The organism is Streptomyces sp. TRM64462 (assembly GCF_013362995.1).
GTDB lineage: Bacteria > Actinomycetota > Actinomycetes > Streptomycetales > Streptomycetaceae > Streptomyces.
This window is the reverse complement of record NZ_JABWDV010000411.1, coordinates 24,810-36,283: the sequence shown is the minus strand read 5'-3', so window position 1 is coordinate 36,283 and position 11,474 is coordinate 24,810. Positions and strand designations below refer to the sequence as shown.

The 11,474-nt window shown below is 71.7% G+C and carries 11 protein-coding genes; all 11 read left to right on the top strand.

Features of this window, described 5'->3' with window-relative positions; all coding sequences use genetic code 11:
* On the top strand, nt 1-585 hold a 585-nt coding region (locus tag HTZ82_RS25215), incomplete at its 5' end, for a DUF2690 domain-containing protein (protein WP_175411699.1).
* Nucleotides 586-780: 195 nt separating this feature from the next.
* Nucleotides 781-1,770 (top strand): malate dehydrogenase, encoded by a 990-nt coding sequence (locus HTZ82_RS25210; protein ID WP_175411698.1) that lies wholly within the window; start codon nt 781-783, stop codon nt 1,768-1,770.
* A gap of 118 nt (nt 1,771-1,888) precedes the next feature.
* Nucleotides 1,889-2,152, top strand: a complete 264-nt coding sequence (locus tag HTZ82_RS25205; RefSeq protein ID WP_175411697.1) for a helix-turn-helix transcriptional regulator — start codon at nt 1,889-1,891, stop codon at nt 2,150-2,152.
* A complete protein-coding gene (locus HTZ82_RS25200; protein ID WP_175411696.1) occupies nt 2,149-2,724 on the top strand; it encodes a hypothetical protein in 576 nt (191 codons plus the stop codon). The genes HTZ82_RS25205 and HTZ82_RS25200 overlap by 4 nt, the downstream gene beginning before the upstream one ends.
* A 103-nt stretch (nt 2,725-2,827) precedes the next feature.
* On the top strand, nt 2,828-4,336 hold the full coding sequence (locus HTZ82_RS25195) for an aldehyde dehydrogenase family protein (RefSeq protein WP_375540860.1): 1,509 nt from the start codon (nt 2,828-2,830) through the stop codon (nt 4,334-4,336).
* A 32-nt stretch (nt 4,337-4,368) separates the two neighbouring features.
* On the top strand, nt 4,369-5,919 hold the full coding sequence (locus tag HTZ82_RS25190) for a GMC family oxidoreductase (protein ID WP_175411695.1): 1,551 nt from the start codon (nt 4,369-4,371) through the stop codon (nt 5,917-5,919).
* The gene (locus HTZ82_RS25185; protein WP_175411694.1) at nt 5,916-7,010 is read left to right on the top strand and encodes a glycine betaine/L-proline ABC transporter ATP-binding protein; all 1,095 of its coding nucleotides are present in this window, start codon (nt 5,916-5,918) and stop codon (nt 7,008-7,010) included. The genes HTZ82_RS25190 and HTZ82_RS25185 overlap by 4 nt, the downstream gene beginning before the upstream one ends.
* On the top strand, nt 7,007-9,163 hold the full coding sequence (locus HTZ82_RS25180; RefSeq protein WP_175411693.1) for a proline/glycine betaine ABC transporter permease: 2,157 nt from the start codon (nt 7,007-7,009) through the stop codon (nt 9,161-9,163). Before HTZ82_RS25185 ends, HTZ82_RS25180 begins: the two co-directional genes overlap by 4 nt.
* 80 nt (nt 9,164-9,243) lie before the next feature.
* On the top strand, nt 9,244-10,218 hold the full coding sequence (locus HTZ82_RS25175; protein ID WP_175411692.1) for an ABC transporter substrate-binding protein: 975 nt from the start codon (nt 9,244-9,246) through the stop codon (nt 10,216-10,218).
* 160 nt (nt 10,219-10,378) lie between these two features.
* The gene (locus HTZ82_RS25170; RefSeq protein WP_217624553.1) at nt 10,379-10,825 is read left to right on the top strand and encodes a hypothetical protein; all 447 of its coding nucleotides are present in this window, start codon (nt 10,379-10,381) and stop codon (nt 10,823-10,825) included.
* 145 nt (nt 10,826-10,970) lie between these two features.
* A complete protein-coding gene (locus HTZ82_RS25165) occupies nt 10,971-11,441 on the top strand; it encodes a hypothetical protein (protein ID WP_175411691.1) in 471 nt (156 codons plus the stop codon).
* Nucleotides 11,442-11,474 lie beyond the last annotated feature (33 nt).

Sequence of the window (11,474 nt, the reverse complement as noted above, 5' to 3'; positions counted from 1 at the left end):
GGTCCCGCCGTGCCACGGCGCCCCGCGCAGGGACGGGCGGCGGCGGCCCCCGCCCCCGGGAAGGGCGGCCACGCGGTCCTGATGTTCCTCGCGGGGGCCGTCGGCGCGCTGCTCGTGGTCGCCGCCGCGGTCCTCCTCGCCGACCTGGGCGGGGAGCGCGGCGGCGCGGCCGGCAAGGGCGGCGCCCCCGGTTCCCGTACGCCGTCGCCCTCCGCGCCGCCCACCTCCACCGCGCCCCCGCAACTCCCGCCCGGAGTCCGGTGCTTCGGCGCCGACTGCGCCGGCGAGGACCCGGAGGCCATGGGGTGCGGCGGCGGCAACGCCACCACCGCGGCGTCCGCGTCCGTCGGCGCCGCCCGCGTCGAGGTCCGGTACAGCGAGGTCTGCGGAGCCGCCTGGGCCCGCGTCGTCGGCGGTGTCCCGGGCGAGCGCGTCGAGGTCTCGGCGGGCGGCACCACCCGGGAGGGCACCGTACGTACCCGCGACGACGCCTACAGCCCGATGGTCGCGGTCTCCGCACCCGCCGACGCGAAGGCCTGCGCGACCCGCCGCGACGGCACCCACGGCTGCACCACGCCCGACTGACCCTCCGTAGGACATCCCGACGCGAGGTCCCTCGTACGGGTGAGCTGAGACACAAGGGGGCGGGGGTTCAAGGAGTGCCGGGTCGGATAGCCTGACCGCTGGATATCTCTTCACGTCGAGACACCGATCGATCACAGGGGATGTCCAGCACCAGGGGCAGGAACCCCCACCGCCAGCTGTCTTACGGAGATCGCCATGACCCGCACTCCCGTGAATGTCACCGTGACCGGCGCGGCCGGCCAGATCGGTTACGCGCTGCTCTTCCGCATCGCCTCCGGCCACCTGCTCGGCGCGGACGTGCCGGTCAAGCTCCGTCTCCTGGAGATCCCGCAGGGCCTCAAGGCCGCCGAGGGCACCGCGATGGAGCTCGACGACTGCGCCTTCCCGCTGCTGCGCGGCATCGAGATCACGGACGACCCGAACGTCGCCTTCGACGGCGCCAACGTCGCCCTCCTCGTCGGCGCCCGCCCCCGTACGAAGGGCATGGAGCGCGGCGACCTGCTGGAGGCCAACGGCGGCATCTTCAAGCCGCAGGGCAAGGCCATCAACGACCACGCCGCGGACGACATCAAGGTGCTCGTCGTCGGCAACCCCGCCAACACCAACGCGCTCATCGCGCAGGCCGCCGCCCCGGACGTCCCGGCCGAGCGCTTCACCGCGATGACCCGCCTCGACCACAACCGCGCGATCTCGCAGCTCGCCGCCAGGACCGGCGCCGCCGTCTCCGACATCAAGCGGCTGACGATCTGGGGCAACCACTCCGCCACGCAGTACCCGGACATCTTCCACGCCACCGTCGCCGGCAAGAACGCCGCCGAGGTCGTCAACGACGAGAAGTGGCTGGCCGACGAGTTCATCCCGACCGTCGCCAAGCGCGGCGCCGCGATCATCGAGGCCCGTGGCGCGTCCTCCGCCGCCTCCGCCGCGAACGCCGCCATCGACCACGTCCACACCTGGGTCAACGGCACCGCCGAGGGCGACTGGACGTCCATGGGCATCCCGTCCGACGGCTCCTACGGCGTGCCGGAGGGCCTGATCTCCTCCTTCCCCGTCACCTGCAAGGACGGCAAGTACGAGATCGTCCAGGGCCTCGACATCAACGAGTTCTCGCGCACCCGCATCGACGCGTCGGTGAACGAGCTCAAGGAGGAGCGCGACGCGGTCCGCGCCCTCGGCCTCATCTGAGCCCGCGCCCAAGCCGCGAGCAGCCCGCTCCAGCAACGCCCCGCCCCCGGTCGGCCCATGCCGCCGGGGGCGGGGCGTTGTGTTGCGTACCCATGATCGAATGTAGTACTTCTTGTATATGAGCGAGCAGGTGCACAACAGGCTGGCTGTGGTCAGGGCCGAGCGGAAAGTCTCCCGCCAGGCCCTCGCCGAGGCTGTCGGCGTCCACTACCAGACCATCGGCTACATCGAGCGCGGCCAGTACAACCCCAGCCTCGACCTCGCGCTGAAGCTGGCCGCCCACTTCCGGCTCCCCGTGGAGGCGCTGTTCTCCCTGGAGCCGTTCCAGCCGCTCACGACGGAGATCTACGGGGACCACGGGGACCAGGGGAGCCACGCATGACCAGCACCAGCACCAGCACCGGCATCAGCACTCGCACGACCACCGCGACGCGCCACGACCGGCGCATGTACGCGCTCATGAACCGGCCCGAGGGCGCACCGCTGCACGCCACCGCCGCCCGCCGCCGTGCCTGGGTGGCCGCCCACGTCCTGCTGACCGCCGGATACCTGGCGGCGCTACTCGCCACCTTCCTGGGTGACGCGCTGTGGCCGCTCTTCGCCCTGCTCGCCCTGCTGCCGCCGTGGGCCGTGGCCATGGGCGTGATCAACGGTGCGACGCGGGGCCTGTTCGAACTGCGCGCCCACATGCTCGACGAGCGGCAGCGCGCCGAGCGCGACCGGGCCCGCGCGCTCGGCCACCGGTTCACGGGCGGCGCGCTCCTCGGGTTCGCCGTCGCGACCGGGCTGGCGAACCGGCTGGGCGGTGTCGAGTTCGCGGACGTGCTGTTCCCCGTGCTCCTCACCGCGTTCGCCGTGCACTCGATGATGCCGCGCTGGATCGCCTGCCTCCGCGTGCAGGACGAGCCCGAGTACGAGCCCCAGGACGAGCCCGAGGAGCTCGCCCGCACGTGAGCCGCGCCACTTTCGCGCATGCTTTCCGACCCCCCGGGCAGGCGCCCAGGTCGCCGGTCAAGGCCGGTCTCGACCGCACCGGGTACGGAAGGCAATACGCGAAGTGTCGGAACAGGAAAAACACACCATCCATGTGGACGGAGAGTGGCGAGCCGCCGCCTCCGGAGCCACCCGTGACGTCTTCGACCCCGCCGACGGCACGACCTTCGCGGTCGTCGCCGAGGGCGGGGCCGAGGACGCCGACGCCGCGATCGCCGCCGCACGCAAGGCATTCGACCATGGCCAGGGGGAGTGGCCGCGGACACCGGTCGCCGAGCGGGCGGCGCTGCTGCGGCGGGTCGCGGACCTGCTGCAGCGCGATCGCGAGCCGATGGCGCTGCTGGAGAGCCGCGACGCCGGCAAGACCCTGGAGGAAGGCCGCGTCGACATCGACTGCGTGACCGACGCCTTCCGCTACTTCGCCGACCTCGTCATGAACGAGAGCGGCGGCCGCGTCGTCGACGCCGGCTCACCGGACATCCACAGCGTGGTCGTCCACGAGCCCGTCGGCGTGTGCGCCCTCATCACGCCCTGGAACTACCCGCTGCTCCAGGCCAGCTGGAAGATCGCCCCGGCGCTCGCCGCGGGCAACACGTTCGTCATCAAGCCGAGCGAGATCACCCCGCTCAGCACCGTCGCCCTGGTCCGGCTGCTCGCCGAGGCCGGGCTCCCGGCCGGTGCCGCCAACATCGTGACCGGCCCCGGCGACCCCGTCGGCGCCCGTTTCGCCGAGCACCCCGACGTCGACCTGGTCTCCTTCACCGGCGGCCTGGTCAGCGGTACGAAGGTGATGCGCGCCGCCGCCGACAGCGTCAAGAAGGTCGCGCTCGAACTGGGCGGCAAGAACCCGAACGTGGTGTTCGCGGACGCCTGCGCCACCGCCGACGGCTTCGACACGGCCGTCGACCAGGCGCTGAACGCCGCGTTCATCCACAGCGGCCAGGTCTGCTCGGCCGGCTCCCGCCTCATCGTCGAGGAGTCCCTGCGCGAGCGGTTCGTGGCCGAACTCGCCCGGCGCGCCGAGAAGATCCGTATCGGCCGCGGCACCGACCCCGGCGTCGAGTGCGGCCCGCTCGTCTCGCCGCAGCAGCTCGCCCGTACCGAGGACTACGTGTCGTCCGCACTCGCCGAGGGCGCCGTGCTGCGCGCCGGCGGCGAACGCCCCGCCGAAGCCGAGCTGGCCGACGGCTGGTTCTACCGGCCCACCGTCCTCGACCGCTGCCACCGCGGCATGCGGATCGTCCGCGAGGAGGTGTTCGGCCCGGTCCTGACCGTCGAGACGTTCCGTACGGAGGACGAGGCCGTCGCCCTCGCCAACGACACCGAGTACGGGCTCGCCGGAGCCGTCTGGTCCGCCGACGCGGGCCGCGCCCGGCGCGTCGCCGGCCGTCTGCGGCACGGCACCGTCTGGATCAACGACTTCCACCCGTACCTCCCGCAGGCGGAGTGGGGCGGCTTCGGCAAGAGCGGCATCGGCCGTGAACTCGGCCCCGCCGGCCTCGCCGAGTACCGCGAGAGCAAGCACGTCTACCAGAACCTCGCCCCGCGCCCCGTGCGCTGGTTCAAGGGCTGAACGGCGCACGGAACGGACGCAGGAAACACACCATGAGCACTCATACCCCTCATACCGCGACCAGCACCGAGTACGACTACGTCATCGTCGGCGGCGGCACCGCCGGCTCCGTCATCGCCCACCGCCTCACGGCCGACCCGGACGTGACCGTCGCCGTCGTCGAGGGCGGCCCCGACGACCGCGACCGGCCCGACGTCCTCACGCTGCGCCGCTGGCTCGGCCTCCTCGGCGGCGACCTCGACTACGACTACCCGACCGTCGAGCAGCCGCGCGGCAACTCCCACATCCGGCACAGCCGCGCCCGTGTGCTGGGCGGCTGCTCCTCGCACAACACGCTCATCTCGTTCAAGCCGCTCCCGTCGGACTGGGACGAGTGGGCCGAGGCCGGCGCCGACGGCTGGGACGCGTCCGCGATGGACCCGTACTACGACCGGCTCCTCAACAACATCGTCCCCGTCGACGAGAAGGACCGGAACGCCATCGCCCGCGACTTCGTCGAGGCCGCGCAGAAGACGCTCGGCGTGCCGCGCGTCGAGGGCTTCAACAAGAAGCCGTTCCACGAGGGCGTCGGCTTCTTCGACCTGGCGTACCACCCGGAGAACAACAAGCGGTCGTCCGCGTCCGTCGCGTATCTGCACCCGGTCATGGACGAGCGCCCGAACCTCCGCATCCTGCTGGAGACCTGGGCGTACAGGCTGGAACTCGACGGCACCCGGGCCCGCGGCGTCCATGTGCGCGCCGCCGACGGCACCGAGACGCTGCTGACGGCCCGCCGCGAGGTGGTCGTGTGCGCCGGCGCCGTCGACACGCCCCGGCTGCTGATGCACTCCGGCATCGGCCCGAAGCGGGACCTGGAGGCGCTCGGCATTCCCGTCGCCGTCGACCTGCCGGGTGTCGGTGAGAACCTGCTCGACCACCCCGAGTCGGTGATCGTCTGGGAGACGGACGGCCCCATCCCGGACAACTCGGCGATGGACAGCGACGCCGGACTCTTCGTCCGCCGCGACCCGGACGAGCCGGGCCCCGACCTGATGTTCCACTTCTACCAGATCCCGTTCACCGACAACCCGGAGCGCCTGGGCTACGAGAAGCCCGCGCACGGCGTGTCGATGACGCCGAACATACCCAAGCCGCGCAGCCGCGGCCGCCTCTACCTCACCAGCGCCGACCCGCGGGTCAAGCCGGCCCTGGACTTCCGGTACTTCACCGACGAGGACGACTACGACGCCCGCACCCTCGTCGACGGCATCCGCATCGCCCGCGAGATCGCCAAGGCCGAGCCGCTCGCCGGCTGGCTCAAGCGCGAGGTCTGCCCCGGGCCCGAGGTGACCGGCGACGAGGAGCTCAGCGAGTACGCCCGCAAGGTCGCCCACACCGTCTACCACCCGGCCGGCACCTGCAAGATGGGCGCCGTCGACGACGAACTGGCGGTCGTCACCCCCGACTTGAAGGTGCGGGGCCTGGACGGCATCCGGATCGCCGACGCCTCCGTGTTCCCGACCATGACCGCCGTCAACCCGATGGTGACGGTGCTCATGGTCGGGGAGAAGGCCGCCGAGCTGCTGGGCGGTGAGGTCCGATGAGTACGACCACCCCCGCCTCCGGTACCCTCGCCTCCGGTACCCCTGCCTCCGGCACCCCCGTGTTCGGCGTCCGCAACCTGTGGAAGGTCTTCGGCCCCAAGACCGACCGCATCCCGGGCGACCCCGCCCTGACCGCGCTCTCGCAGACCGAACTGCGCGCCCGCACCGGCTGCACCGCCGCCGTACGGGACGTCTCCTTCGACGTCCGCAAGGGCGAGGTCTTCGTCGTCATGGGCCTGTCCGGCTCCGGCAAGTCCACGCTCGTCCGCTGTCTGACCCGGCTCATCGAGCCGACGTCCGGCACGCTGGAGATCGACGGCGAGGACGTCCTCGCCATGGACAAGAACCGGCTCCGCGAGCTGCGCAGGCACCGCGCCGCCATGGTGTTCCAGCACTTCGGGCTGCTGCCCCACCGCACCGTCCTCGACAACGTCGCGTACGGCCTGGAGATCCAGGGCATGGGCCGCGCCGAGCGCCGCGCCAAGGCCGCCGAGTTCGTCGCCAAGGTCGGCCTGGAGGGCCTGGAGCACCGCAGGCCGGGCCAGCTCTCCGGCGGTCAGCAGCAGCGCGTCGGCCTGGCGCGCGCGCTCGCCGTCGACCCCGAGGTGCTGCTGTTCGACGAGCCGTTCAGCGCGCTCGACCCGCTGATCCGGCGCGACATGCAGGAAGAGGTGGTCCGGCTCCACCGCGAGGAGGGCCGCACCATGGTCTTCATCACCCACGACCTCAGCGAGGCCCTGCGCCTCGGCGACCGCATCGCCCTGATGCGGGACGGCCGGGTCGTGCAGCTCGGCACGCCCGAGGAGATCGTCGGCGCGCCCGCCGACGACTACGTACGGGACTTCGTCCGCGACGTGCCGCGCGAGCAGGTCATGACCGTACGCACCGCCATGCGGGCCGGGGACTGCGGCGGCCCGGAGCACCCGGGTGCGCTCTCTCCCGACACGGTCGTGTCGGGCGCCATCGAGACCGTCGCCCGCAGCGGCCGGGCGGCCTGTGTCGTCGAGGACGGCGAGTGCCTCGGCGTCGTCGACCACCAGGGGCTGTTGTCGGTCGTTGCCGGTGTCCCCCTGGGGAAGGCGGCGGCATGACCGCGACGACCGCCCCCACGCCCCCGTCCGAGAGACCCGAGCTGGAGGAGGCCGCGGTGCTGAAGGACACGGACAGCGCGTCCGCCGCGGCCGCCTCGACGCAGGCCGCCTCGACGCAGGCCGCCCCGGCGAAGAACGCCGGGGACGCCGGGGACGCCGAGCACGCCCGGGAGGCCGCCACCGCCGGCTGGCGCGCCCGGCTGCCCGCCCACCCGCTGGTGCGCCGCCTCCTGCCGCTGGCCGTCGCCGCGGCCGTCCTCGTGCCGCTCGCCGCCGTGCTGTGGGGCAGCGGAACCTGGCCGTCCGAGCTGACCTTCAACGTCCAGGAACCCCTGGACGACGTCTACAGCTGGGTCGTCAATAACCGCGACAGCAACCCGGTCTTCCTCTACTTCCTGCTGCACGTGAGCAACTGGTCCGACGACTCGGTCGCCTGGATGACCGGCCTCCTGGAGGGCATCGGCTGGTTCCCGGTGACCGTGGCCGCCGTGCTGGTGTCCTGGCGGGTCGGCGGACTGCGCGACAAGCGCGGCCTGAAGCTCGCCGGGGTCACCCTCGCCGCGTTCGCGGTGAGCGGCGTGCTCGGCATGTGGCAGGCCACCATGGAGACGCTCGCCCTCATGGCGGTCGCCGTCTCCGTCGCGGCGGTCATCGGCGCGCTGCTCGGCCTGGGCGCGGGCCTGTCGGACCGCTTCGAGCGGATCCTGCGGCCGGCCCTGGACACCATGCAGATCATGCCGGCGTTCGCCTACCTGCTGCCGCTGGTGCTGCTGTTCGACATCGGTGTGCCGTCCGCGCTGATCGCCACGATCATCTACGCGGCCCCGCCGATGGCCCGGCTGACCGCGCTCGGCCTGCGCGGCGCCGACCCGTCGGTGATGGAGGCCGCCGAGTCGATGGGCACCAGCCCGGTGCAGCGGCTGCTGACCGCGCGGCTGCCGCTGGCCCGCAAGGAGATCCTGCTCGGCCTCAACCAGACGATCATGATGGCGCTGTCCATGGTCACCATCGCCTCGGTGATCGGCGCCGGCGGCCTCGGCGAGGAGGTGTTCCGCGCGCTGTCCACCGTCGACGTCGGCGGGGCGCTCGCCGCGGGCATCCCGATCGTGCTGCTGGCCGTCTGGCTTGACCGTGTGACGTCCGCCGCCGGCGAGCGGCTCGGCGAGGGCGCGGACCCCGCCGGCTCCCGCTGGCTGCACGGCTGGCGCGCCTGGGCCGGCACGGCCGTCTCGGGCGTGGCGCTGAGCGTGACCGGGTGGCTGTTGCTGATCGCCGAGTGGCCCGACACATGGAAGGTGGACATCGCCCCGCCCGTCAACGGCGCCGTGGACTGGTTCACCGGCCACCTGGCCGAGGGCGTACCCGTCGTGGGCGGCACCCGCGCCTGGGCGGACGGCTTCACCCTGTGGGTGCTCAACCCGCTCCGGGACGGCCTGACCGCCACGCCGTGGTGGCTGCTGGTCCTGCTGGTCGCCGCGTGCGCGCTGCTCGCGGGCGGCTGGGGCGCGATGTGCACCGCGGCCCTGGCGATGGCCGGCGTCGGCGTGATCGCCGTGGCGGACGGCTCCCTGTGGGGCCACTCCCTGGACACGCTGTCCCAGGCCATCGCGGGCGTCGTCGTCACGCTCGCCCTCGGATTCGCGATCGGCGTGGCGGCGGCCCGGGTGCCGCTGCTGGAACGCGTACTGCGCCCGGTCCTGGACACCATGCAGACCCTGCCGCAGTTCATCTACCTGATCCCGGTGGTGGCCCTGTTCAACGTGGGCCGGGCCGCCGCCGTCGCCGCGGCCGTGCTGTACGCGCTGCCCGCCGTCGTCCGGATCACCGTGCAGGGCCTGCGCCAGGTCGACGCGTCGACGCTGGAGGCGGCCCGCTCCATGGGCGCGTCCACCTTCCAGCAGATCCGCCAGGTGCAGCTCCCGCTGGCCCGCCCCGCGCTGATGCTCGCCCTCAACCAGGGCGTGGTGCTCGTGCTCGCCATGGTCATCGTCGGCGGTTTCGTCGGCTCGGGCGCGCTCGGTTACGACGTCGTCTACGGCCTCCAGAAGAGCCAGCTCGGCATCGGCCTGAGCGCCGGTGTCGCGATCGTGCTGCTGGGCCTGGTCCTGGACCGCGCCACACAGCGCACCGGCAAGCGGCCCAGCACGCACTAGCACTTCCCGCCCCCGCCCCCGCCCCCTTCCCCCCTCCCCCCGGCAGACCCCTGCCCGCCCGAAATGAGAGACACCCTCACATGAACACCACCAGAAAGAACCTCGTCCGCACCGCCACGGCCGCCGCCGTCGTCCTCGGCCTCACCGGCCTGACCGCCTGCGGCGCCGCCAAGACCGACTCCTCGTCGGGCAGCGGCGGCGGCTCCGGCAGCGTCACCATCGCGGTGCCCTCCTGGGTCGGCGCCGAGGCCAACGCGGCCGTCGCCAAGCACATCCTGGAGACCGAGCTCGACACCGAGGTCAAGCTCACGCAGCTCGACGAGTCCGTCGCCATCGACGGCCTCAACAGCGGCAAGGTCGACGCCGTTCTGGAGGACTGGGGCGGCGCACCGGACAAGATCAAGCTGTACGTCGACGACAAGAAGTCCGTCGTCGCCGGCGGCGACCTCGGCGTGGTCGGTCACATCGGCTGGTTCGTGCCGAAGTACCTGGCGGACAAGCACCCGGACATCACGGACTGGAAGAACCTCAACAAGTACAGCCACCTCTTCAAGACCGCGGAGAGTGGCGACAAGGGCCAGCTCCTGGAAGGCTCGCCGTCGTACACCACCAACGACGACGCGATCATCAAGAACCTGAAGCTGGACTACAAGACGGTCTACGCCGGTTCCGAGGCCGCCCAGATCACCCAGATCAAGGAGAACTACAAGGCCCAGAAGCCGTTCATCACCTACTGGTGGACGCCGCAGTGGCTGAACGCGCAGGTCGACCTGGTCGAGGTGAAGCTGCCCGAGTACAAGGAGGGCTGCGACGCCGACGCGAAGAAGGTCGCCTGCGGCTATGCCCAGACGTCGCTGCAGAAGTACTTCAACGCCGACTTCGCCAAGGACGGCGGGGACGCGGCCCAGTTCCTGAAGAACTTCAAGTGGACCGCCGACCAGCAGAACGAGGTCGCCGCGATGATCGCCGACCAGAAGCTGTCCCCGGAGGCTGCGGCCGAGAAGTGGGTCAAGGCCAACGAGGCCACCTGGAAGACCTGGCTGCCGAAGAAGTAACCCGCCGCCAGGCCCCCGCCCCCACCCGGGGGCGGGGCCACGGGGCCACCCACCCGCCCGGCGATCCGGCCGTGCGCGCACTCTTCCGGTTCCTCGACCGTCCCGCCATACTCTCCCCGCCGAACAGGACTGGCATGGGCCCGACCTCGAGGGGGAACCGATGCGCACCAAGGTCACACGGTGGATGACGAAAGCGGTGGCGGTGCTCGCGGCGGGGGCGGGGCTGGCCGTGCTGTCCCCCGCGCCGCAGGCGTACGCGGGAGGATCCTGCAGCTGGGCCGGCTGCTCGCAGACCTACAACTACTCCGGCGTCTACGCGACCGCCTTCCGCAACTGGACCTGCGACTGGGGCACCACCGGATCGTGGAGCACCGGCTGCTTCTCCGGCTCGTCCTACGGGCTCAGCAACGGGGCGCACACACCCAACGGCGAGGACTGGGACGTCTTCCGGGTGGACGCCGGATGGTGCTACCTGGTCGAGCTGCACGCCCCGGCCAAGAAGTGGCATGTGCGCTACGACCGGCGGGGAAAGTCCGCCGCGTACGTGAAGGTCGAGGACTGGGGCGCGGCCTACATCCGCGGCCAGTCGACGTCCACCTGCCCCTGAGCCGCGGAGCCGCGGAACGATCCGGGCGCGACACCCGTAAATTGAGGATCAGTTGAGGCTCTTTCGGTCTGGGCATTGCTAGCGTGCAGGTGTCGGTTCCTGACCAGGACCGACGACTCACCGTGCATCTCGCAAGGGGGAAGCAATGCTCAAGACGCATGCCGTGAAGACGGTGAAGACCGGAAGGCGCATGGCGATCCTGGCGCCGTTCATGCTGGTGCCGACTCTCGTGGCCACACCGGCGGGAGCGGCCGAGACGGCGTCGACGGGAACGGCCGTCACGATGGGAGCGCGGGCGCTCTGCAGCGGCACCGCCACCGGTATTCCGTACAAGTGGGGCAAGACCTCGAAGTCGTGCTCCTACACCAGCCCGTCCGGGAGCTGGCGGGGCTACATCAAGGTGTCATGGTCCGTCCAGGCCGGCACCAACCAGTCCGCCTGCGTTCAGGGCCGGATGGCCCAGGCGCGGGACCCCAAGCCGAAGTGGCAGTCGATCGGCTGCGGCAAGAGCGGCAGCGGCAAGGTCTCGTGGCCCAAGAACACCGCGTCGATGCTGGAGATCCGGGTCAAGAGCATGAGCCCGGTCCACATCGCGAACGTCAGGTACTCCCTCTAGGTTCCGTCCGGAACGGGAAAGCCCCGGGGCGGG